Source organism: Thermotoga petrophila RKU-1, from assembly GCF_000016785.1.
Classification (GTDB): domain Bacteria; phylum Thermotogota; class Thermotogae; order Thermotogales; family Thermotogaceae; genus Thermotoga; species Thermotoga petrophila.
Genome location: NC_009486.1, coordinates 1502324 through 1525227 on the forward strand (window position 1 = coordinate 1502324; position 22904 = coordinate 1525227).

Genomic DNA, 22904 nt, shown 5'->3' on the forward strand with positions numbered 1-22904 from the left:
ACCTATCCCTCCTCGATGAGCTGTTTTCTGTACATTCTACTGTACATGCCATCCCTGATCATCAATTCCTCGTGAGTGCCCTCTTCTATCACTCTTCCCTCGTGCAAGACATATATCCTGTCGGCGTTTTTCAACACCTTCAATCGATGTGTTATGACGACGATCGTTTTTCCTTTCATTCCTTTTCTGATCGAATCTATGATCCTCTCTTCGGTTTCAGGGTCAACGGCCGAGAGACAGTCGTCGAATATGTAAACTTCGAAATCTCTTATGAGAGCGCGGGCTATGGTGATTCTCTGTTTCTGACCGCCCGAAAGCGTCACACCTCTTTCCCCAACGATCGTGTCGAATTTTTCTGGAAAGCTCATGATATCGTCGTAGACGGCCGCAAGTTTTGTCACTTCTTCGATCTTTTTCTCATCGACGTTTTCCAAACCGACCGTTATGTTGTTTCTCACCGTGTCTGAGAACAGAAACGTTTCCTGCGGAACCAGAGTGACGATGGATCTGATATTCTCCGAAGAAACGTCGTTTATGTCCACACCGTTTATGAATATCTTTCCCCTTTCCACCGGATAGAGCTTCACGAGAAGCTTTGCTATCGTGGACTTTCCACTTCCAACACTGCCGGCGATGCCTATCATTTCTCCCCTGTTTATCTTCATGGTGACGTTTTTCAGAACTTCACGTTCTGTTCCGGGGTATCTGTAGGTCAGGTTTCTCACTTCAAAACTTTCAAAGTGATCTATTTTGATCGGTTTTTCGGGTTCTTCAACTTCGGGCTGGGCAGTGAAGATCGTGTCCAGACGTCTCATAGCCGCTCTTCCCCTCTGGAACAGATCCACCATGAAACCGTAGGCCATCATCGGCCAGACGAGCATTCCAAGGTAGGAATTGAAGGCTATGAAATCACCGAGAGAGATCTTCCCGTTTATAACGGCTCTTCCACCGTAGAGAAGGGCGAGGAAAAAAGCGGTCGAAGCGATAAGGTTGATGAGAGGCCTAAAAACGCTGGAGACTTTGATTGCACTGAGAGTGCCTTCGTAGTTTTTGAGTGCCCTGTTTTCAAATATCTTGAATGAGACGTCTTCCACCGAGAAGCTCTTCACAATGCGCACACTCGAAATCGTTTCTTCGGTGAACCCGGAAAGTTCCGAGAAGGATCTCTGAACTTCCGATACTTTTCTGTGTATGAGTCGTCCAAAGCTCATCGAAACAGGGGCAAGAAGCAAAAGCGGCGCAAAGCTGATCCAGGAGAGCTTCCAACCCACGTTACCTATCATGAAGAAAAAGACCATCACGATCATGATGAAAGAATCGAAGAAGAGTATCGCACCCTGGCCGAGCACTCTTCTCAGAAGGCTCAGATCGTTGGTGAACCTTGCCATGAGTTCACCGCTTTTCATTCGATCGAAGAAACCGGGAGTGAGACTGAGCAGCTTTGAGAACATCTTGTTCGATGTCTCGAGGAAAAACTTTCTTGCAGTGCCACCAAGGAAGAATCTCCAGAAGAACCTTCCAATAAACATCCCGCTCGCGGCGGCCATCACCCAAAACAACATTATTTTGAGTGTATCGAAGTTCATCGTTTCTGTGTTCAGCATGTCAACGATCTTTCCGATGACACGTGGAATGTAGACTTGAAGGAGGTCCACCGCGATGAGTGAAAGAACACCGAGAAGGTATTTGTGCCAGTTTCTCTTCAGGAAATCAACGAGAATTGAGGAAGTCTTCAATTCTATCCAGCGCCTCCGTAAGTCTTTCTATAGATGTGGCAAAAGAAAGCCTCACAAATCCAGGCTTCAGAAAGGCGGATCCTGGAACGAGTGCAACCTTCTTTTCTTCGAGGAGCCTTTCACAGAATTTCACATCGTCACCCCGGACTTTGAAAAAGAGGTAGAACGCACCTTCTGGTTCCACGAACTTAACACCCATCTTTTTCAATCTTTCCACCACGAAATTTTTTCTTTCTTTAAAGGTCTGAACCATGTAAGAGTTGTCCACTTCCAGAGCCTTCAAGGCGGCGTACTGTGCTACCGTGTTGATACAGGAGGTGGTGTGAGACTGGATCTTCGACACAGCGGTCGCTACTTTTTCGCTCGATATCAGGTAACCCACCCTCCAGCCGGTCATGGAGTGAGACTTCGAGAAGCCGTTTATGTAAACTATCCGGTCGAATCCTTCAGAAACATCGAGTATCGATGTGAATTCATCCGTGTAAACAAGGGAATCGTAGACTTCGTCGCTGATTATGTAGAAATTCCTCTTCTTGGCAAGTCTCACAAGTCCTTCAAGGAACTCTCTTCTGTACACCACACCAGTGGGATTGTTCGGAGAGTTGATAAGAACGGCTTTCGTTTTCCCAACAAGAAGCCCTTCCACCTCTTCCAGACTGGGCTGGAAATTTTTACTCATGAACGTCTCAACCACGTTCACCGTGCCACCAGCAAGGATGATCTGAGGAATGTAGCTGACCCAGACGGGAGAAAACACGATCACTTCGTCACCGGGATCAAGAAGGGCCATGAAAGCATTGAACAGAGCCTGTTTCGCTCCATTCGTCACCACGACCTGATCCGGTGAGATATCTTTTTTGTATCTCTCGCCTATCCTTTTCGCTATACCCTCTCTGAGTTCGTAGATACCACGAGGATCTGTGTATTTCACTTCTCCTTTCTGGAGAAATCTCATCGCTTCTTCCACGACGGGTTCCGGTGTGGGAAAATCCGGCTCACCAGCCGTTAGATTGATCACGTCTTCTCCCTTTTTTATGAGGGCTTTGGCCTTCGCGTCGAGTTCCATGGTTTTCGATATGGGAATCTCTGATATTCTCCTGGATACCATTTAGAAACCCCCCTGGTCGTGGTTTCATATTTAATACTACCACAAAGATCCGATTTAGACAGGTTAAACTTCTCATGTTATTCTTTTAAAAGAAAGGAGGAGTAAGGAATGGAAGCGGTGATTTTCGACATGGATGGAGTGCTCATGGACACAGAGCCTCTCTACTTCGAAGCTTACAGAAGAGTCGCGGAAAGCTATGGAAAACCTTACACGGAGGATCTCCACAGGAGAATAATGGGAGTTCCTGAAAGAGAAGGTCTTCCCATCCTCATGGAAGCTCTGGAGATAAAAGATTCTCTGGAGAACTTCAAAAAGAGGGTCCACGAAGAAAAAAAGCGCGTTTTCTCTGAGCTTCTCAAGGAAAATCCGGGTGTAAGAGAGGCGCTCGAGTTCGTAAAGAGCAAAAGAATAAAACTCGCGCTCGCAACCTCCACACCACAGCGAGAAGCGCTGGAGAGATTGAGAAGACTCGATCTCGAAAGGTACTTCGATGTCATGGTGTTCGGTGATCAGGTGAAGAACGGAAAGCCTGATCCAGAGATATACCTTCTCGTTCTGGAAAGGTTGAATGTGGTCCCAGAGAAGGTTGTGGTCTTCGAAGACTCAAAGAGCGGTGTTGAAGCCGCAAAAAGCGCCGGCATAGAAAGAATCTATGGAGTCGTTCACTCTTTGAACGACGGTAAAGCGCTTCTTGAAGCGGGTGCGGTTGCTCTGGTGAAACCCGAGGAAATCCTGAACGTTCTCAAAGAGGTTCTTTAAATCTGTTCGTGATCGGCATTCTCCAGTCTTTCCCAAAAGCTCTCGTGGAGATCTTCACGCCGATAGCGGCCTGTTTTCTCTTGTATTCGTTCTTTCGTATCATTTCCGTCACGTCGAGCACGGTCTTCCTGTCGAAGCCTTTTGATGCGATTTCTTCTGGATCGAGCCCTTCTTCTATGTAGAGTCTCAGTATTTCATCGAGCACCTCGTACGGTGGTAGTTTCTCCTGGTCCGTCTGGCCCGGCCTGAGCTCCGCCGTTGGGGGTTTCACGAAGATGTTTTCCGGAATGATCTCTTTTCCTCTCCAGCTGTTGTACCATCTTCCTATTCTGTAAACGTCTGTCTTGTAAACATCCTTTATAACGGCGAATCCTCCCGCCATGTCTCCGTAGAGAGTCGCGTATCCCGTCGCCATCTCGCTTTTGTTCCCCGTCGTGAGAACGAGCCATCCGAATTTGTTGGAAAGTGCCATGAGGTAGTTTCCCCTGATTCTTGCCTGAAGGTTCTCTTCGGTTATATCTGGTTCTCTCCCGGCGAAGACGTCTTCGAGTGCTCCAAGGTAGGAGTGAAACACATCCGTGATGGGAATGATGAAAGTCTCTATGCCCAGATTTTTTGCCAGTGTTTGCGCGTCTTCGATACTTTCTTTTGAGGTGTACATGGACGGCATGAGGACACCTTTCACGTTCTCTTTTCCCAGGGCTTCTGTTGCTATGACCGCGACGAGGGAAGAGTCCATTCCCCCACTGAGCCCTATCACGACCTTTTCAAAACCGTTTTTCCTCACGTAGTCTCTCAGACCCGTGATCAGAGCCCTGAACATCTCTTCTTCTCTCACAGGAAGAGGATTCACCACCGGTTCAAAATGCCCGGATTTCTCCCGGAGATTTCCCGCTTCCACGGTTTTCACCGGATAGTTCTGAGTCTTCATGTACCTTCTTCTAGGATCTACCAGCGAGACTCTGAGGTTCTCGTCCAGATCCAGATCCACCGTGATGATCTCCTCTTCGAAGAGCTTTCCGTAGTTTATGACCTCTCCTGAAGCGTCGACCACCATGCTTCCTCCATCGAAAACGAGCTCGTCCTGACCCCCGACCATGTTGCAGTAGGCCATGGCCACGTGATAGTCGTAAGCCTTCATGGAAAGATAGTCCTTTCTCAGAACAGGTTTCCCCACGTGGTAGGGAGAAGCCGAAAGATTCGCTATGAGATGAACTCCCTCACCCAAGGAAAGCGAGGCGCTCGGTTCCACTGGATTCCAAATGTCTTCGCAGATGGTAACTCCCACTTTGATGTTGCCTATTTTCACGACGAGGAGTTCCTCTCCGGGTTTGAAGTATCTTCTCTCATCGAAAACCCCGTAGTTCGGCAGAGATATCTTCCTATACACTCCAAGGATCTCACCGCCTTTCACAACTGCGGCGGCGTTGTACGCATCCTCGTCGCTGTCTATGAAGCCCATCAAGACGGTAACACCGAGATTTCTTGTATGCTGAGCGAACTTCTGGAGGTATTTTCTGTTCTCTCTGAGGAATGAGAGCCTGAGCATGAGGTCTTCGGGAGGATAACCGGGAAGAAAGAGCTCCGGGAAGACAAGGAGATCACTTCCCCGGTCTTCCGCCACTCTGAGGGCTTCTATTGCCTTCTTCAGATTTCCCTCGAAGTCTCCAAGGGTCGGATTAAGCTGAGCCAGTGTCACTCTCAGTCTTTTCATAGGATCCCTCCATTATCCGGTACATCGAGTAGACCAGAACGACTCTCAAGAGATTCGATATTATGGAACCCAGGTACGGTATGAACCAGACGATGAACACAACGGCTGCAGCGAGGAAAACGTCCACCGTCTTTTCCCCTTTGAACACCATTCTGTAGTTCTTTTCCAGGACGCTGGAAGGAGATTCGTCTTTAGCGGAGAGCAGGGGAACAAAGAAGAGAAACATGAAGGCCACAAAACCGGGAAGGACGAACAGAGAAAAACCAGCACTTACCGTCAACCCGTAAAACGCTGAAAACACGAGAAGACTGAGAAGATTTTCTCTTCTTCTTGGAACCAGAAGTAGTCCCATCAACAATGCGAGCAGTACCTCTTCAAAGAGTTTTATGACGAAGAAATCGAAGCTCAGAAAATCGTACTTTCCGGCAAAGATGTAAAGCACTTCCGCCACAAACCCCAGAACGAGAGCCATAACGCTTATCACAGCGAGTTTTGTATTTTGAACTATCTCCCTGAATCCTTTAACGAAACTCTCGATCACACTTATCCCCCCTCACCTCCGTACTCGATTCTCCAGTCTGAGGATACCTTCCCAACGACTGTTCCATCCACTCTGGCCAGAACCTCGTCCACCTTTTGTTTTTCCACGATCAGAAACATTCCAACACCCATGTTGAAGGTGTTGACCGCTTCGTTGAAGTCTACATATTTCAATATCCAATCAACGAAGTCCCTCTTTGGTAGAGAAACGTGCGCCCCAAGCTTTCCGAGGACTCTCTTCAGCGCCCTCACCACTCCCCCGCCGGTCACGTGTGCGATCCCTTTCACCAGGTCGAACAACTCGATGACTTCTCTGTATATGCGTGTTCCTTTCAGGAGTTCAAAGGGAAGTTCCTCGATCTTTATGGATTCCTCCTTTATGATCCTTCTTATGAGTGACCAGCCGTTCGAGTGGAACCCCGATGACGGAATACCAACGATCACATCCCCTTCTTTTATCTTATCAACCGGTATCCGTTTTTCTAAAACGCCGACAGCGAACCCCACAGCGTCCCAGTCTCCACGATACACATCGGGCATCTCAGCGGTCTCACCGCCCACCAGTTTCACATCCACGCTGTCAAGGACGTTTACGAGCTCTTTTATGAACGACTCGTGTTCTTCGGAGATTCTCTCGACCCCAAGGTAGTCCAGAAAGGCCACAGGCCTCGCTCCCACGCAGACCAGATCGTTGTAGTTCATACCCACAAGGTCCTCAGCCGCGTAGCGCCAGGTCCCGTGCTTTCTGTGAAGGATGAGTTTGGTGCCGATCCCATCGGCCGTTACAACAACGGGGGGAGTTGTGATCGTGAGTATGGAAGCGTATCCCGTGGGCTCTTTCATCACCCATTCAGGAAGTTTTACAGCGCTTTTTATAGTTTTTGCGAAGCTTTCTCCCCTCTCGACATCGACTCCTGCTTCTCTGTAAGTGTATTTCATAGAGCGATATCCCTCCTGTAGGTCTTACCTTCGAAGTGGACCTTTTCCGCGAGTTCGTAAGCCTTTCTTCGTGCCTCTTCCTTCGTTTCTCCTGTTCCCATACAGTGAAGAACACGGCCGCCATTGGTCACAAGTTTTCCATCTTTCTCCGCGACTCCCGCGAAGAATATGAGACCTTCTTCGGGAAGGGTGATCTCTTTGCCCTTTTCGGGAGCGTCGGGATAGCCCCTCGCTGCGAGAACCACGTCCACGGCGAATCCACGCGGTTCCACCGGCTCCATTTTACCACCGCGGTATCCCTCGAGAACCGCGTTGACAAATCCTTCGGGATTCAACGTCACTATCACTTCTGTTTCTGGATCGCCCAGTCTCACATTGTACTCGAGTATGTAGGGATCACCATCGTGGAGCATGAGACCCAAGTAGAGGAACCCCCGGTACGCGTAGCCTTCTTTCTCCACTCCCCACAGAGTCTTATCGAAGAGCTCTTCGATCTTTTTGATCGTATCGGAAGGGATTTCTACAGGCCCCCAGGAGCCCATACCTCCCGTGTTCGGTCCCCTGTCACCGTCCATCAGTCTCTTGTAATCTCTGACGAAGGGAAGGATCACGAAATTTCTTCCATTCACAACCGCCATGGCGGAAAGCTCGTTCCCGGCGAGAAATTCATCTATCACAACAGGGCCTTTCACACCTTTTATGAGCTCTCCGATGATGAGTTTCGATCCCTTTTCGATGGTTTCTTCCTTAGAGTCGAGGATCAGAACACCCTTTCCTCGAGCGAGCCCGTCCGCCTTTATCACGTAAGGAGGAGAGAATTTTTTTATCTTCTCTCTCAATTCCTCTGGAGTTTCTGCCACTTCGAAACGAGCGGTTCTTATACCGTACTTCTTCATGAACCTTTTGGCATAGACCTTGGATCCTTCGAGCCTTGCGACCTCTTTCACCGGGCCAAAGACGTTGGATCTCCAGTTCGAGACCCCTTCTACCAGGAATTCCTCGGATCCCGGTATCACGATGTCTTCTTCTGGGATAGTTTTCAGGGTCTTTTCTCCTTCGTAAAGGTGGTTCGTTCCGTCTCTCTTTGTTCCGGCGTTTCCTGGATAGAAGTGAACTTCGTATCCCTGCTTTGCGAAAGCCCATCCTATCGCGTGTTCCCTTCCTCCAGAACCGAGTATGTGTACCCTCACCGCTTTCACCCCTCAGTGCCTGAAAACCCTGCTCGGAGCTTTGTAGAACGTGATTCCAAGTTCTCTGGCTTTTTCGATCACTTCTTCGTCTCTTATGGATCCGAGAGGAGCGACCACCGCTTTCACACCAGCCTGAGCGAGTATTTCGAGCGAGTCCGGGAACGGGAAGAACGCATCGGAAGCCGCAACCGCTCCCTTCGCTTTTTCTCCTGCCATCACGGTGGCGATCCAGGCAGCTCTCTTTCTCGAAGGCTGCCCGCTCCCTATTCCCACAGTTACACCGTCTTTTGCTATGAGAACAGCGTTGGATTTCGCTCCTTCCACAACACGGTAAGCGAATTCCAGATCCTCAAGCTCTTTTTCCGAGAGAGGCTCTCCAACTACCAGTTCAAAATTCCCTTCGGGGTACTTTCTTTCACTCAGGACGAGAGAACCGAATGCCATCTTTCCAGCCCACGAAGCGTAATCCCCAGGCTTCAAGAGACGCACTTTTTTCTTAGAGAGAACCTCGATCGCTTCCTGTGTGAAGGAAGGTGCCACGATCACCTCGAGGTACTTTTTCAATGACTTCGCAACTTCTTCGTCCATTTCGAAGTTCACGGCCAGGATCCCTCCAAAACTGGATTCGTCGTCCGCCTCGATGGCCTTCTTCACGATTTCCACTTTGTCTTCTCCTATCGCAGCACCACAGGGAGATTGGTGTTTCACCACAACCGCACCCATCCTCGGCAGGTTCTTCGCCATGAACCACGCGTTTTCCGCGTCTAAGATGTTGTTGAATGAGATTGTCTTTCCTTCGTGCAGAATCTCAAAAGCTGGTTTTCCATACACAAACGCTTTTTCGTGAGGGTTCTCTCCGTACCTCAGCTGAAGATCTTCCCTCTTGAAGGCGAGAGAAATACCCTCGACAAACTGGTTGGCCCTTATCGAATCGTACACACTGGTGAACGCAAAGGTCATTCCAGCGAGGTACTTTCTCGTCTCTTCGTCGTCTATCTCAATCGCGAGTTTGAGTGTTTCCATGTCGAAAGCGGGTTTCACCTTTTTCCAGTTTTTGGCAGCTGCTCGAAGAAGAGCGACTCCTCCTATGTCGATGTCTGGGGGTGGATATAGGTCCACAAAGACCACATCCCATCTGGGTTCCGGTCCGAGGATGCCGGCGAATATCTCCGGGTGGAGGGTCTTCACGAGCCCTCCGAGGAGATTCTCGAAACCCGTTATGGTGCTCACGTCGTTTGCTTCTATTCCGTTTGATTTCAAAAACTTGGCGGTGCCGGAGCTCGCCCAGATCTCCCAGCCTTTTTCGTGGAGTTCTCTCAGAATATCCAGATATTTTTCTTTCTCGTAGAGACTAACCAATATCCTCTTCAAGGATAACCCTCCTTCCTTCGATCTTCCATTTTCCTTCCAGTACCTTTTGAATGACGAGCGGATAATACCGATGTTCTATCTTATGGATCTCTTCTTCCAGTCTTTCGAGAGACCAGTCTTTCTTTATTTCAACTGCTTTCTGAAAGATGATGGGACCGGTGTCGACTCCCTCATCAACGAAGTGGATGGTGATTCCTGTGACCTTCACACCGTATTCGTAGGCCTTCTCGATGGCGTGGGTCCCGGGGAACGCGGGAAGAAGCGAAGGGTGGATGTTGACGATCTTCCACTTCCACCTTTCGACGATCTCCGCCGGAAGAATCCTCATGAAACCGGCGAGGACCACGAGGTCGGGATTCAACTCTTCGAGTCTTTTTTTCAGAGACTCTGCCCAGGGTTTCTCGAGCCTTTCCCAGGGGATCTGCAGTCTTTTCGCTCGCTCTATTGCGTAGCAGTTTCTGTCCACAAGGAGCATCTGGATTTCCGCACTCAATTCACCGCTTCGCGCTGCGTTCACGATCGCTTCGAAATTGCTTCCGTTTCCCGAAGCGAGAACGACTATTCGTGGAGGTACTCTCCGCTGAAGCACGCTACACACAGTTCACTCCTCCCGATGGCTCTTTTCAACCCTTCGAGTGAAAGGTAAAAGAGAGAGTCTGCGTTGACTATTTTTTTCACTTCTTCCACGGCACGTTCTCCCGCGACGAGCTCTTTCTTTCTGGCGGTATCTATTCCGTAGAAACAGGGAAAACGTACAGGTGGAGAGTGTATGCCAACGTGTACTTCCTTCGCACCCGCCTCTCTCAATATCTTCACGATGATGCCCATGGTTGTTCCTCTGACGATCGAATCATCGATTACAACAACCCTCTTTCCACTCACAACGTCTTCTATGGGGACGAGTTTTTTCTTGACGATCTTTTCCCTGTCCACCGGCATGATGAAACTTCTTCCCACATATCTGTTCCTCATGAGACCGATGTCGAGAGGTATACCCGAAGCCGAAGAAAATCCCATCGCTCCGGAAAGTCCGGAGTCCAGCACCGGAACGACCACGTCCGCTTCTATCGGGTTTTCTCTGTAGAGTTCTTCACCCATTCTGTAACGGGCTATGTGTACACTCTGATCGAGAAAGTGACTGTCCGGCCTCGCGAAATAGATGAATTCGAAGGAGCAGAACCGCTTTTCTTTTTTGGAGAACCTCACCGTTTCTGTGCCTTTGTTCGAGAAGAACACGACCGTTCCAGAGGGAACTTCTTCTATGTCTTCCACACCTATCGCTTTCAGCGCTGCGTCTTCCGATGCCACAACGATTCCATCACCGTATTTTCCATAGAACAGGGGACGGACGCCGTATGGGTCTCTCGCCGCAGCGAGGAATTCTTCGTGTAGAATGAGAAGTGAGTAGGCAAGAGGGACTTTCTTCAGCGCTTTCACTATGGACTCTTTCAGGTCACCTTCAGACATCGAGATGAGATGAAGGAAGACCTCCGAGTCGAGCGAGCTCTGGAAAACCGCTCCTTTTTCTTTGAGCATCTCTATCCACTTTTCGCCGTTGGGTATGTTTCCGTTGTGAGCGATCGCGAGCCTTCCCTTTCTCGTGAACGCCACGATTGGCTGAATGTCCTCGAGCGATCCTGCCGTGGAGTACCTTACGTGTCCAATACCCTTTTCAGCGTCTTCCCACCTGTCTTCGGTGAGAACGGTGTCTACGAGTCCTTTTCCTTTTATCGTTTTGAACCCGTCTACCACAACACCCACACTTTCCTGTCCTCTATGCTGAAGACCGAGAAGCACGTCGTGAAGGACAGAAAAGGCATCTTTCACATTCCAGACTCCTGCGATTCCGCACATATCATCACCTCGAGAGCGTTCCGATCTCCTTCACAGGAACATCGACTACGGGAGTTCTCTCAGAGAAGACGAGCACCATCTGATGCGCCGGCCTCACTTCTGGCAGTTTCACTTCGATCTTCAAGCCGTACTCTCTGAAAGTCTCCACGTGAGTTCTCGTCAGAAGCTGTGACGAAGAGAGGATGAAAGCACCTTCTTCTGAGAGTTTTCTTATGGCTCTCCAGAGTTCTTTTTCCCTTTCGAGTTCGAAGTCGTTCCATCCCACCGCGAACACCTTCGAAGGCTTCGGTTTTGCCACTTTCTGCGGGTTCACCTTCCCCAACATTCCCACAACCAGGGTGGGTGGAATGGGTTTTCCCTGGTACGTGTTGTAGAGAGAAGCGTTTCCCGATGCAACGGGAACACCCGAGAATTCACAGGCATCCTTGAGAGCAGTCATCATGGCCGAAAGTCCCACCGGGTCAACATCGGGGTCTCCGTAGTTCACACAGTTCGTTATAGCGAGAGGTTCCGCTCCCACACTGAGAGTCTTTCTCACGCTCTCGAGTACGGCTATGAAGGTTCCCCAGTAGGTGTCCTGAAGAGCCAGATCCGCTCTACTGTGTGTGACGAGGGAGTAACCCCCATCTCTCTTTATTCTCATCACGGCTGCGCCGAAACCGGGTGGCACCACAGTATCCGTTCCGACCATGTGATCGTACTGCTCGAAGACTTCCCTCGCGTTCACCTCTTCGAATTCCACCCTTTTGAACTCTGGGATCTTTCCGGGTTTGTATTCGACAATGTCTTCTTCTGGGGCGTTCGCGAGGAACTGGACGGGAACCTCCATGACGAGATCGTCTCTGTACATCACCCTGTAAACGGGTTCTTCTATCACCTCGGCAACGACATCACCGAAAAGAAGGTGCTTTCTGGCTATTTCCAGAATGCGATTCGCTTTCTGAGGTGATGTGACGACCGCCATTCTTTCCTGGCTTTCACTTATGAGGATTTCCCAGGGCTCCATATCCGGTTCTCTCAGGGGAACACGGTCCAGATGAACGATCGCTCCGAGGTTCCCCTTTGCCACGAGTTCCGATGTTGCGGACAGCACACCGCCCGCTCCCAGATCCTGAGCCCCTTCCACGAGGCCCTCTTCCACCATCTCCAGGAACGCTTCTATGAGCATCTTTTCAGCGAATGGGTCACCAACTTGGATTGAAAGCTTGGTTGCCTTATCCCCTGTGAGATCCTCCGAAGCGAAAGACGCTCCGTGGATTCCGTCTCTTCCTGTGGCTCCTCCGAAGATCACTATGACCTGTCCCGGTTTTGATGCTTTCGAATCGACCAGCATGGTGTTTCTCACAATACCCGCCGCGAGTACGTTCACAAGGGGATTGTGCGCGTAGAGAGGAGAGATCCTGAGTTCCCCACCGACCGTTGGAACGCCTATGGAGTTACCGTAATCGGCTATGCCCTCTATGATTCCGTCTATGATTCGAGACATGTGGAGTGAATCGAATATGACCGTTGGACGTGCTCCCATCGCGAGGACGTCTCTGATGATTCCACCGACACCCGTTGCTGCGCCGTTGTAAGGTTCTATCGCACTCGGGTGGTTGTGGCTCTCTATCTTGAAAGCAATGGAATAGTAATCATCCAGGTTCACCACACCTGCGTTTCCCTCAAAACCCGTTTTCGGTAATCTTCTTATGTACTTCTTCGTATGGGAGTATCCACAGTGTTCGCTCCACATGACTGAAAAAGCCTGAAGCTCGACGAAGGTGGGTTCTCTTCCAAGCTTCTCCCTGAGGATGTTCAGATATCTCAATTTCATCACCTCTTCAAGTAGTTGAGGATGGACTGGAACACTTTCTTTCCGTCTTTTCCGCCTATTAGCTCTTCAACTGCCCTCTCCGGGTGGGGCATGAGACCGAAGACGTTTCCGCTCTCGTTCAGAATACCCGCTATTCGTTCGTCTGAGCCGTTCACGTCTTCGACGTATCTGAGAACCACGTTCACGTCATCTATCTTCACGTATCTTCCAAAGCCGTGTGCTATCGGTATTCTTATCTTTTCTCCCTTTTCGAAAGCGTTCGTGAACGGTGTGTCGTTGTTCTCCACGATCAGATCTACCCATTTGCAGATGAACTTTCCAGACGAATTTTGAAGAAGGGCTCCTCTCAGGAGCCCCATCTCTATGAGAATCTGAAAGCCGTTACATATTCCCATTATCAGCTTTCCTCTTTCAGCGGCTTTTGCTATTTCGAAGGCGATTTTTTCTCTTGCGGCAACGGCACCAGGCCTCAGGTAGTCTCCGTAGGAAAATCCTCCAGGTAGAATGATCAATTCGTAGTCGTTCAGCTTGTCGTCCAGCCCGACGTAACTGGGCTCGAAGCCGTTTATTTCCAGAGCGTAGTACGCGTCTCTGTCACAGTTGGAACCGGGATAGACCACTACACAAGCTCTGGGCTTCACAGCTCCCTCACCTCATATTCCTCAACAACCGGGTTCACCAGGAGTTCTTCGCAGGCTTTCTTTACGATTTCGTACGCTTTTTCTTTGTTTTCTGCTTCTACTTCGAGGTGGATGGACTTCCCAAGTCTCAACTTTTTCACGGGAAGACCTTTTTCTTCCCTCAGAACACGTTCGATCGTTTCTCCGCGCGGATCCCTCACGTTGCTCCTGTACTGAACGTCTATTGCGAATTTAAAGAGCGGCAAAGTTCCAGCACCTCCCTGTACTTTTTTAAGGGATCACCAAGATCCCTTCTGTACACATCTTTATCGAAGATTTCACCCTTCTTTCTCAATCTGAACGTGTCGGGAGAGATTTCGTCACCGAGAACGACGTTTCCATCTTTGTCTAGGCCAAACTCGTACTTTATATCCCAGAGCTCGAAATTCGCCCTTTCAAAAAACTCTTTGAGAGCAAGAGTGGCCTTCACCGCCGCTTCTTTCATTTTTTCAGCTTGTTCCCTTGTTGCGATGCCGAGTATTTCGAGATGATCAACACAGACCATTGGATCGTGTCTTTCGTCGTCTTTTATGAAGAACTCAACGAGAGGAACTGGAAGGTCTTCCCCTTCAACTCCACCGTACCTTCTCACGAAAGATCCTGCCTTTTTCAATCTCACGACCACTTCGAGAGGGAACATTTTCAGAGGAATGACTTTCAGTGTTCGAGGGGGGATGTATTCAACGAGGTGGGTTTTGATACCTTTCTCGGAGAGATATTTCATGAGGATAGCAGTTGTTTCTGCGCAGATGGATCCTTTGCCCGTTAGAACATCGTGCTTCAATCCGTCACCAGCGGTTATATCGTCTTTGAACTCGAGCAGGGCATAGTCGTCGGTGACCTTAACAATTTTTGTCTTTCCTTCGTAATTCACACGCTCGCCTCCCCGCCCTTTTTGAAAATTCTATACTTCAATCATGAATGAAAATTACATCGGAGGTAAACACTTTGAAAAAAACAGAAAAGCGGGAGCCCTTGCTCCCGTCCCTGGTCGGGGAGGCGGGACTTGAACCCGCGACCTCCAGATCCCGATTCTGGCGCTCTGGCCGTCTGAGCTACTCCCCGTAGCCTCTGGTATTATAACATATGATTTTGCACCGGGCAATCGTTTACCGATCGAACCCTTGACTTTTAAAACTTCTCCTGTATAATTCGAAGAGCGTAAAAAAATTTCTCAGGGGAGTGAAGAGCGTGGACTTCAGGTATATCCTCAGGATCCATATCAGTGAAGAGGCTGCAAAGGAGATTCTCAACAACGGTAAAATCCAAAAGCAAGCCAGCGAGGTAAAGAACAAACTCTACTACGACAACGCTCTGGTGATCGAGTCAGAACCGGGTTACGATGTGGATGAAGATCTCATCATGATGGTGATCACTGCCTATGGAAAACCTGCCAAAGCGGAAGGATACCTTGTAGTCAACGGCAAGGAGAGGAAAGTGTTCGACGGCATGCTTGATCCAAGAAAGCCCCTGTCCATTCATCAGACGGAAACTGAACAGGAGTTCGAGGAAGAAGAAGATGAATACGATGAGGATGAAGATTTTGATCTTTTCAACGAAGAGGATTTCTTCGACGAGGAAGAAGATTTCTTTGACGAAGAAGATGAATACTGAGGTGATACTTTGGAGAGGGTGGGAATAGTAGGTCTTCCCAACGCGGGGAAATCTTCCTTTTTCAACTTCCTGACCGACAACAGCGTACCTGCGGAAAGTTTTCCTTTTTGCACGATTGAACCGAACGTGGGGATTTTCGTTGTGCCGGATGAAAGGATAGAGCTCCTCGCGAAGAACGAAGGATCGAAAAAGGTGGTTCATCCTTTCGTGGAGGTTGTGGACATAGCGGGACTCGTCAAGGGAGCCAGCAAAGGAGAAGGACTTGGAAATCAGTTCCTTGACCACATAAGCAAGGTGGATGTTATAGCCCATGTCGTCCGTCTTTTTGAAGACGGAAGAGTTTCTCATCCGTATCAGAACGTGGATCCAAAAAGAGACATAGAAATAGTCGAAACCGAGCTCATACTCAAGGATCTCGAAACTGTTCAAAAGCGTCTCGAAAAGCGGATGAAAGTTGCAAGAACGGGAGACAAGGAAGCAAAGAGAGAGGTAGAACTCCTCCAGAATCTTCGGGAGTTTCTCTCTCAGGGTAAAAAGGCCTCGAAATTTCCAAGGCACGACAGATTCGAGGAAGAGGTGATCGAATCCCTCTTCCTCCTCACAGATAAACCTCAGATACTGGTTTTCAACGTCGATGAATTGGACGAAGAAAAAAGAAAACTGATAGAAGAAATCGTCAAAGAAAAGGACGAGGAATACATTATAATAAACGTGAAGCTCGAAGAAGAATTGAAATTTCTCCCGGAAGAAGAGGCGGAAGTTTTCAGGAGAGAGTACAACCTTTTCGGTGACAAAAGGAGGGAGTTTTTCGAGAAGGTTTTGAAACTTCTGAACCTTATAAGATTTTTGACAGCGACGCAGAATGAGGCGAGAAGCTGGACTATAAAGAAAGGATCCACTGCCTATGAAGCGGCGGGTTTGATTCATTCAGATATACAGAAAGGGTTCATAAAGGCCGAAGTTATTCCTTTCGAAAGATACGTGGAATTTGGTTCTCTGAAAAAAGCACGTGAAGCCGGAGCTGTGGAAACACATGGAAAAGATTACATTGTAAGAGAGGGGGATGTGATCCATTTCCTATTCCGTGCTTGACGTCTGGAAGATTTTTCGGAGCACGCCGTTCACCACGGCTGTTATTTCTTTCCTGACGGCTCAGTTCATAAAGTTTCTGATCAAAAGAGACGTGAAGATGCTGAAGAGCTACGGTGGTATGCCCAGCGGTCATGTGGCCACCGTCTCTGGCCTTGCGTGGTCACTCGCCCGAAGCACGGGATTCGACTCTCCCTACACTTCCATCGCTGCCATTCTCCTTGTAATCATATTCATGGATGCCATCGTTCTGAGACCGGCTGTGAAGAAGGATCTGGGGCACAACTTTCTGGAGGCGCTCGCTGGCCTTGGACTCGGAATGCTCATCGCCCACATTTTCCCCGCGCGGCTCCATCTTTGGTGAGGTGAAGAGATGAAAGAATACCGGATAAGGCCCAAGGAAGCGAATCTTTCTTTTCTGGAAGATCTGGATGAGGAACAGAGAAAAGCAGTCGTTGAATCAGAGGGAAGATGCATTGTAATAGCAGGCCCGGGGTCTGGGAAAACCCGGGTTATCACGTACAAGATCGCCTATCTTCTGGCGAACGGTGTGGATCCTTCCAGGATTCTTCTGGTCACGTTCACCAGAGCAGCGGCGCGGGAAATGGTAGAGAGAGCGAAGACGGTGACCGGAAGAGAGCTTTCTGAGATGCTCGCCGGAACGTTCCACCATGTGTGCAACTACTTTTTGAGAAAGTACGCACCTTACGTGGGTTTGGAACGAAATTACTCTATCCTGGACAGAGAAGACGCGGAGAGCCTCATGAGGCATGCAAGAAGCAAGTACCTCGAAAGAAAGAGTAAAGAAGAGAGAAAAAACTTCCCCCAGCCTTCTGTTTTGATGGCTATATATTCTTATATGAAAAATACTCTCAAATCTTTGAGGGAAAGTATCGTAGTGAAGAATCCAAAGTTTCTGGACTTGAAAGAAGAAATCTCGGAGATCTTCGATCTCTACGAACAGGAAAAACGCTCTCAAAATGTGGTGGACTACGAAGACCTTCTCTTCTACGCTTACAGACTCTTAGAAGAGAACAAAGAAATAAGAGATCGAGAGGCGGAAAGATTCCTTTGGGTACTCGTTGATGAGTTCCAGGATACCAACTACGTTCAGTACAGGATAGTGGAACACCTATCGTCGAAACACGGCAACGTCCTGGCGGTTGGAGACGATGCCCAGAGTATTTACTCCTTTCGAGGGGCAAGGTACGAAAACGTTGAAGATTTCATAAAGGTATCCGGAACAAAAATCTTCAAGATCCAGACGAACTACAGAAGCACGGAAAGTATTGTGAAATTCATAAACGCCATGCTTCCGAAAAAATCCGTTCCAAAAGAACTGAAGCCGGTAAAGAAGGATGGTATGAAACCTGTTGTTGTCAAGACCTGGGATAGATACGAAGAAGCGCGGTTCGTGTCTCAGAGGATTCTCGAGTTAATAGAAGAAGGGTTCAAACCAGAAGAAATCGCAGTTCTCTACAGATCACATTCGCACTCTCTGGAGCTTCAGATGGAACTCGTTCGAAGTAGAATAGATTTCCGTGTGTTGTCTGGTCCCAGATTCACCGAGAGCGCCCACGTGAAGGACGTTCTTTCTTTTCTCAGAATCGTTCAAAATCCAAGGGACAAATCCGCATGGTTGAGGACTGCAAAGCTCTTCTACGGGATCGGTGACAGAACGGCTTCGAAGATAGCGGATCTCGCCAGCGCTTACGTGGAAGAAGGTCTGGATCCCTTCCAGGAACTGAAGAAAGTGAGTTTCAGTGGTGAGTACAGCAGGTTTATCGATATTCTCGATCAGATCAGAAAGCTCGATTCTCCTGGGGAAATGATAGAGCGCGTCCTGTCTTCTTTTTATTCCGAATATCTGGAAGCGAGGTATCCTGATTTCCGTGAAAGGGAGATGGATCTGGAAAGGCTCGTTGAAATAGCGTCTCGCTACACAAGTCTCGAATCCTTCCTGACGGATCTTGCTGTGACGGAAAACGTTGAAATAGAAAGAGAAATCTCTCAAAAAGAGGGAAAGGTCACTCTCACCACCGTTCATCAGGCAAAAGGGCTCGAGTGGAGAGTCGTTTTTGTCATCTCTGTGAATCCCGGAGACTTTCCGAATTATTTCGCGATATCCGAAGGGAATCTCGATGAGGAAGAGAGGATCTTCTACGTTGCCATAACAAGAGCAAAGGAACAGCTGTATATTTCCTACCAGGTCACCGGAACCTCCTACCCATACCGCGGAAACAGGTTCATCATGAGAAGCGGAGAGAATTTCATTGACAGAATACCGCTTGAACTCGTCGAGTTTTGGGAAGTGAAATGAGACTTTAGCTCAGAAGCCAAACGTTCTCCACGAACACCCTCTTCAGACCCTTTTCGAGTGCCTTCTGTTTCACTCTCTCCATGTGATGTTTTCTGGTGGTTGGAAGATCGCTCATCAGGTGCTGAGGAGCGAACGCAAGGAGAACAAGGGGAATTTCTGGATCCACCGATGAAATGAACCCTGCGATTCCTTCTATTTCCTTTTCGTCGATGTAGTGAGGTATTACAAGAACACTGATAACAAGAAGTGGTATTTCTCTTCCCTTACCCATGGAGGAAACCAGCTGCACGTTCTCCATGATTCTTCTAACGGCACTCTTCCCGTCAACTCCGGTCAGCGCTTCATAAACCTCCGGTGAAAAGGCCTTCCAGTCTATCTTGACTATGCCACCACTTTCAAGACTGACTCTGGCCATCCTCTCCATGATCCTGGGATGAGCAAGACCATTCGTTTCCCAGCAGATCCTTCGGCGATTTCCCAGCTTCACGGCAAACTCCAGTGCAAACACAGTCCAGGGAGTGGGATCTCCCCCGAAAAAGCACACACAGGAGACGCGTGGTTTCATAGCTATCTCAACGAGTTCGTCGATGTCCACGATCTTTCCTTCGGATATCCTTCCGTCTTTCACCATGTACTTGTGATCTATGTTCTGACAGAAGAGGCAGTCGAGGTTGCATCCTGCGAAGAAGACTGCGAAATTGTAAAAGCCCCTGTGTTCTCTTTCCGGACAGATAGGTAGTGCGACGCAGTTCGTTGGATGGGGATCGTAGTACCAGTGAAGGAAGGCCTTCCTGTGAGAGCCTGTTATATAGGAGAGCCTGCCTCCTTCGTTTCTGAGAACGCCGCAAAATCCTGTTTTCCCTTCCGGTATCACGCACGAATTGACGCAGAGGAAACACACCTTTCCTTCTTCACGAGCCCACCTTTCAACGGGAAGACCGATCTCTTCCCTCCATTTTCTGTGGGCCTTCCTTGCAAAATCCAGATTCCCCTTTCTCAGGCACTCCAGGCAGACACCTATCGAATCGCTGATCTCATCAAGTGAAAGACCACAAATCCTGCAGACTCCCATCTTGAAAAACCCTCCATAGAGTGTTCAAAAGGACGAATATCCCTTTTATGTTAACACCTCTTGACAAAGGGAGCAATTTTTTATTATGATATGGATGTAGAAAATTTTCTATCACATATCCAATTTTGAAAAATCTTTTCAAGGGGGTGTTCAAGGTGAGAAAGTGGTTGTTTTTCATGGTTCTTCTGATCGTTGCGGGTCTCATGTTCGGAAAGGTGAACTTCGCATCCACACAGATGACGCCCGCTGCTGAGAGGGAGTTCATGCTCAACAAACTCGTGGAATTCTCGAAGAAGACCGGTATCGGTGTGGAGTTTCTCAACTTCGAGTATCCACAGCTCTACAGCAGGCTCCAGGCGGAGATCAGAGCCGGTAAAAATACGCTGAACCTGATTGCAGACCTCCAGGGAAACCTCTACATAATGGCTTCCGAAGGATTTCTGAGCGATCTCAAGGATCTCAAATTCGAAGGAAAAACCTTCATCGAGACGCTTGAGAAGTTCGCTTATGTGAAAGGTGAAAAGGTGTTCATTCCCTGGCTCCAGGCAACTTACGTGATGGCCGTTAACAAAAAGGCGTTTGACTACCTGCCGCGCGGTCTTTCGAAAGAAGACGTCATCAGGGGGACGGAGAAGTGGACTTACGACGCTCTGCTCGAGTGGGCAAAGAACATCTATGAGAAGACGAAACAACCCCTTCTTGGCTTCCCGATCGGACCGAAGGGACTCTGGCACAGGTTCCTCCACGGCTACATCTATCCATCCTTCACGGGAGCGCAGGCTCTGAAGTTCGACAGTGTGAGGGCCGTTGAAATGTGGAACTATCTGAAGGAGCTCTTCAAATACGTACATCCGGCAAGCTCCACCTGGGACGGGATGGCCGATCCTCTCCTGAGAGAAGAAGTCTGGATCGCCTGGGATCACACTGCAAGACTCAAACCCGCGATCGTTGAAAAGCCTAACGATTTCGTTGTTGTACCGGTCCCAAGAGGGCCGATGGGTAGAGGGTACATCATAGTGCTTGTGGGTCTTGCCATACCGAAGGGAGCGGATTTCGAGGAACCCGCGAAAGTGATAGACTTCCTCACTTCTCCGGAGATGCAGGTTGAAATCCTCAAGAACGTCGGTTTCTTCCCTGTGGTTCAGGAGGCTGTCGGTGCCGTGCCAGAAGGTGCCCTCAGGGTGCTCGCGGAAGGTGTGATAAATCAGTCTGCCACGAAGGACTCCGTCGTTTCCTTCATACCGAGTCTTGGATCAAAGAGCGGAGAGTTCACCGAAACCTACAGGATGGCCTTCACGAGGATCGTCTTCCAAGGTGAAGACCCAGCGAAGGTAGTGAAGGAACTCGGTGAGCGAATCAGACAGCTGTTCAAAGAATCCGGAGCGGAACTTCCAGAACCCGACGCGAGCCTCTTCTGATAATACCGGGGTGGGGATCCCCACCCCTTTTCCGGGGGTGCATCATGAGAGGGAAATGGATTTCTTTTCTTTTGATCCTTCCAGCCGTTCTTTATCTCGTTTTGTTGATGGGATATCCTCTCTTCGAAACGTTCAGACTCGCTTTTACAAGCGATGAAGGTTTTCTTGGAAATTTCAAGCGCCTTGTGGAGAGTGGTGGTTTCTGGAACGCCATGAAAAACACCCTTCTTCTCACAGCGGTGATCGTCCCCCTTCAACTCATACTCGCACTGGGACTCGCTCTTTTTGTCAATCAGAGATTCAGAGGTTACACGACGGTACTTTACTTCATAGCGATTCCATTGGCTCTGAGTGATGTTACAGCGGCGCTCATGAGTTACACTATATTTTCTCCGAACGGGTATCTCAACAAAATTTTCATGAATTTGCATCTGATAGAAAGACCCATCTATTTCTTTGGATACATGTTCAAGGCAAGAGAATTCTGGGTGATCGTCCTCACGGAGGTGTGGAGGGCTACTCCCCTTGTTTTCATCATTCTACTGGCGGGTCTTCAGTCGATAAACAAAGAGTATCTGGAAGCGGCAGATCTCTTCGGTTTTTCAAGATGGAAGAAATTCACAAAGATCATACTTCCACTCCTGAAACCATCGATCATGTCAGCGCTCCTTCTGAGAACTCTCTTCGCGTTCCAGATATTCGGTGTGGTGTGGCTTCTTGCGGGAAGGGATATTCCCGTTCTCGCTGGTGAGACCTACTACTGGTACACCTTCATGAACGACCCGAAGATGGCCAGTGCGTACGCTCTCGTGATCGCCCTTGTCACCATCGTGGTCAGCTGGTTCTACATCACCTTCCTCAGTGCAAAACATCTGGAGGGGGCACGATGATGAAGAGGTTCTTCATTGTTTTTCTTTCGGTGATCATTTCCCTGTGGTTTCTGACGCCGGTGTTCTTCATTGTTCTTGCGTCTCTAACACCGTCCTCGGATTACTACAATCCCAGCAGGATCTTTCCAAGCAGTCTCACACTGGAACATCTCTACAAGCTGTTCGTCACCCTCGGGGGTGGGAAAGCCACTCTGGTCAGTGTGCAGGTGGCACTCATCTCGATAGGGATCTCTTTCCTGCTGGGACTTCCAGCTGGATACGCCCTCACAAGGTACGTGTTTCCGGGAAAGAACATCATCAGACTTTCCATGCTCATGACGAGATCGATTCCGTTGATTGTGGTGGCGGTACCTCTTGTGGTTCTCTACATGAGGTTCAACCTCGCGGACACCACGCTCGGTGTGGCACTGGCTCACGCTTCCATGATACTGCCGTTCGTCGTCCTCATCACATCCAGTGTTTTCTCCGGAATTTCTGTCGAATACGAAGAAGCGGGGATGGTTTTCGGCCTCAGCAGATTCCAGGCGTTCATAAGGATCACGTTGCCTCTTGCTCTTCCTGGACTCGCCGCATCCGCCATATTCGCCTTCATCATGTCCTGGAACGAAGTCTTCGCTTCTTCGATCCTCACACTCACGAACAGAACGCTTCCAGCACACATTCTGAACACCGCTATGGCCTCACCGGACTACTTCAAGTTCGCTGCGGGAACGATCATGGCCGTTCCTGCGATGATCTTTATATTCTTCATAAGAAAATACCTTGTGAGCATGTGGGGGATCACCCTGAAATGA

Annotated in this window: 22 protein-coding genes and 1 tRNA gene; 8 read left to right on the forward strand and 15 right to left on the reverse strand. The window is 49.0% G+C overall.

The genetic code is table 11. The features are described 5' to 3' along the window. Nucleotides 1–2: 2 nt before the first annotated feature. Together TPET_RS07750 and aspC are read right to left on the reverse strand one after the other, a co-directional pair. Nucleotides 3–1736, reverse strand: coding sequence for an ABC transporter ATP-binding protein (locus TPET_RS07750; RefSeq protein WP_011943944.1), 1734 nt, complete (start codon nucleotides 1734–1736; stop codon nucleotides 3–5). After that, nucleotides 1711–2844: an aspartate aminotransferase gene (gene aspC / locus TPET_RS07755; protein WP_011943945.1), complete on the reverse strand. Its 1134-nt coding sequence runs from the start codon at nucleotides 2842–2844 to the stop codon at nucleotides 1711–1713. The genes TPET_RS07750 and aspC overlap by 26 nt, the downstream gene beginning before the upstream one ends. A 108-nt stretch (nucleotides 2845–2952) precedes the next feature. On the opposite strand from aspC, the gene TPET_RS07760 reads away from it, so the two are divergent. Continuing rightward, nucleotides 2953–3603 (forward strand): HAD family hydrolase, encoded by a 651-nt coding sequence (locus TPET_RS07760; protein WP_011943946.1) that lies wholly within the window; start codon nucleotides 2953–2955, stop codon nucleotides 3601–3603. Here the strand turns inward: TPET_RS07760 and TPET_RS07765 are convergent. From TPET_RS07765 to TPET_RS07820, 12 genes are all read right to left on the reverse strand, one after another. Beyond that, complete coding sequence (locus tag TPET_RS07765; RefSeq protein WP_011943947.1) at nucleotides 3587–5317, reverse strand: NAD+ synthase; 1731 nt, start codon at nucleotides 5315–5317, stop codon at nucleotides 3587–3589. The two genes, TPET_RS07760 and TPET_RS07765, sit on opposite strands and share 17 nt — an antisense overlap. After that, a complete protein-coding gene (locus tag TPET_RS07770) occupies nucleotides 5283–5858 on the reverse strand; it encodes a hypothetical protein (RefSeq protein ID WP_011943948.1) in 576 nt (191 codons plus the stop codon). Before TPET_RS07770 ends, TPET_RS07765 begins: the two co-directional genes overlap by 35 nt. Nucleotides 5859–5860: 2 nt before the next feature. Continuing rightward, nucleotides 5861–6796 (reverse strand): phosphoribosylformylglycinamidine cyclo-ligase, encoded by a 936-nt coding sequence (gene purM / locus TPET_RS07775; protein ID WP_004080012.1) that lies wholly within the window; start codon nucleotides 6794–6796, stop codon nucleotides 5861–5863. After that, nucleotides 6793–7986: a phosphoribosylamine--glycine ligase gene (gene purD, locus TPET_RS07780; protein WP_011943949.1), complete on the reverse strand. Its 1194-nt coding sequence runs from the start codon at nucleotides 7984–7986 to the stop codon at nucleotides 6793–6795. The genes purM and purD overlap by 4 nt, the downstream gene beginning before the upstream one ends. A gap of 12 nt (nucleotides 7987–7998) precedes the next feature. After that, entirely contained in the window at nucleotides 7999–9357 is a 1359-nt protein-coding gene (locus TPET_RS07785) for a bifunctional phosphoribosylaminoimidazolecarboxamide formyltransferase/inosine monophosphate cyclohydrolase (protein WP_004080014.1), read from the reverse strand. Then, nucleotides 9338–9955 (reverse strand): phosphoribosylglycinamide formyltransferase, encoded by a 618-nt coding sequence (purN, locus tag TPET_RS07790; RefSeq protein ID WP_048810886.1) that lies wholly within the window; start codon nucleotides 9953–9955, stop codon nucleotides 9338–9340. The genes TPET_RS07785 and purN overlap by 20 nt, the downstream gene beginning before the upstream one ends. Beyond that, the gene (purF, locus tag TPET_RS07795) at nucleotides 9916–11211 is read right to left on the reverse strand and encodes an amidophosphoribosyltransferase (RefSeq protein WP_004080018.1); all 1296 of its coding nucleotides are present in this window, start codon (nucleotides 11209–11211) and stop codon (nucleotides 9916–9918) included. Before purF ends, purN begins: the two co-directional genes overlap by 40 nt. A 4-nt stretch (nucleotides 11212–11215) precedes the next feature. Further along, nucleotides 11216–13027: a phosphoribosylformylglycinamidine synthase subunit PurL gene (gene purL, locus TPET_RS07800; protein WP_148186823.1), complete on the reverse strand. Its 1812-nt coding sequence runs from the start codon at nucleotides 13025–13027 to the stop codon at nucleotides 11216–11218. Continuing rightward, entirely contained in the window at nucleotides 13027–13668 is a 642-nt protein-coding gene (purQ, locus tag TPET_RS07805; protein ID WP_011943952.1) for a phosphoribosylformylglycinamidine synthase subunit PurQ, read from the reverse strand. Before purQ ends, purL begins: the two co-directional genes overlap by 1 nt. Further along, complete coding sequence (purS, locus tag TPET_RS07810) at nucleotides 13665–13913, reverse strand: phosphoribosylformylglycinamidine synthase subunit PurS (RefSeq protein WP_004080026.1); 249 nt, start codon at nucleotides 13911–13913, stop codon at nucleotides 13665–13667. Before purS ends, purQ begins: the two co-directional genes overlap by 4 nt. Continuing rightward, entirely contained in the window at nucleotides 13889–14581 is a 693-nt protein-coding gene (locus TPET_RS07815) for a phosphoribosylaminoimidazolesuccinocarboxamide synthase (protein WP_011943953.1), read from the reverse strand. The genes purS and TPET_RS07815 overlap by 25 nt, the downstream gene beginning before the upstream one ends. 114 nt (nucleotides 14582–14695) lie before the next feature. Then, nucleotides 14696–14772, reverse strand: a tRNA-Pro gene (locus TPET_RS07820). Nucleotides 14773–14898: 126 nt separating this feature from the next. On the opposite strand from TPET_RS07820, the gene TPET_RS09540 reads away from it, so the two are divergent. Genes TPET_RS09540 through TPET_RS07840 form a run of 4 tightly spaced genes read left to right on the forward strand, consistent with a single transcriptional unit; the run spans nucleotide 14899 to nucleotide 18730 of the window. Further along, nucleotides 14899–15321 carry a hypothetical protein gene (locus tag TPET_RS09540; protein WP_011943954.1) on the forward strand — a complete coding sequence of 141 codons (423 nt, stop codon included), beginning with the start codon at nucleotides 14899–14901 and terminating at the stop codon, nucleotides 15319–15321. 9 nt (nucleotides 15322–15330) lie between these two features. Continuing rightward, nucleotides 15331–16413, forward strand: a complete 1083-nt coding sequence (ychF, locus tag TPET_RS07830; protein WP_012311200.1) for a redox-regulated ATPase YchF — start codon at nucleotides 15331–15333, stop codon at nucleotides 16411–16413. Then, a complete protein-coding gene (locus TPET_RS07835) occupies nucleotides 16406–16774 on the forward strand; it encodes a divergent PAP2 family protein (protein ID WP_011943956.1) in 369 nt (122 codons plus the stop codon). Before ychF ends, TPET_RS07835 begins: the two co-directional genes overlap by 8 nt. Nucleotides 16775–16783: 9 nt before the next feature. Then, on the forward strand, nucleotides 16784–18730 hold the full coding sequence (locus TPET_RS07840; RefSeq protein WP_011943957.1) for an ATP-dependent helicase: 1947 nt from the start codon (nucleotides 16784–16786) through the stop codon (nucleotides 18728–18730). 4 nt (nucleotides 18731–18734) lie between these two features. Here the strand turns inward: TPET_RS07840 and TPET_RS07845 are convergent, their stop codons facing one another. Then, the gene (locus TPET_RS07845; protein WP_004080040.1) at nucleotides 18735–19802 is read right to left on the reverse strand and encodes a radical SAM protein; all 1068 of its coding nucleotides are present in this window, start codon (nucleotides 19800–19802) and stop codon (nucleotides 18735–18737) included. Between the two features lie 155 nt (nucleotides 19803–19957). Between TPET_RS07845 and TPET_RS07850 the strand changes: the two genes are divergently transcribed. From TPET_RS07850 to TPET_RS07860, 3 genes are read left to right on the forward strand one after another with little or no spacing between them, the layout of a single operon-like run. Further along, nucleotides 19958–21220 (forward strand): ABC transporter substrate-binding protein, encoded by a 1263-nt coding sequence (locus tag TPET_RS07850; RefSeq protein WP_048810887.1) that lies wholly within the window; start codon nucleotides 19958–19960, stop codon nucleotides 21218–21220. A 44-nt stretch (nucleotides 21221–21264) separates the two neighbouring features. After that, a complete protein-coding gene (locus TPET_RS07855) occupies nucleotides 21265–22110 on the forward strand; it encodes a carbohydrate ABC transporter permease (protein ID WP_011943959.1) in 846 nt (281 codons plus the stop codon). After that, nucleotides 22107–22904, forward strand: a complete 798-nt coding sequence (locus TPET_RS07860) for a carbohydrate ABC transporter permease (RefSeq protein ID WP_011943960.1) — start codon at nucleotides 22107–22109, stop codon at nucleotides 22902–22904. The genes TPET_RS07855 and TPET_RS07860 overlap by 4 nt, the downstream gene beginning before the upstream one ends.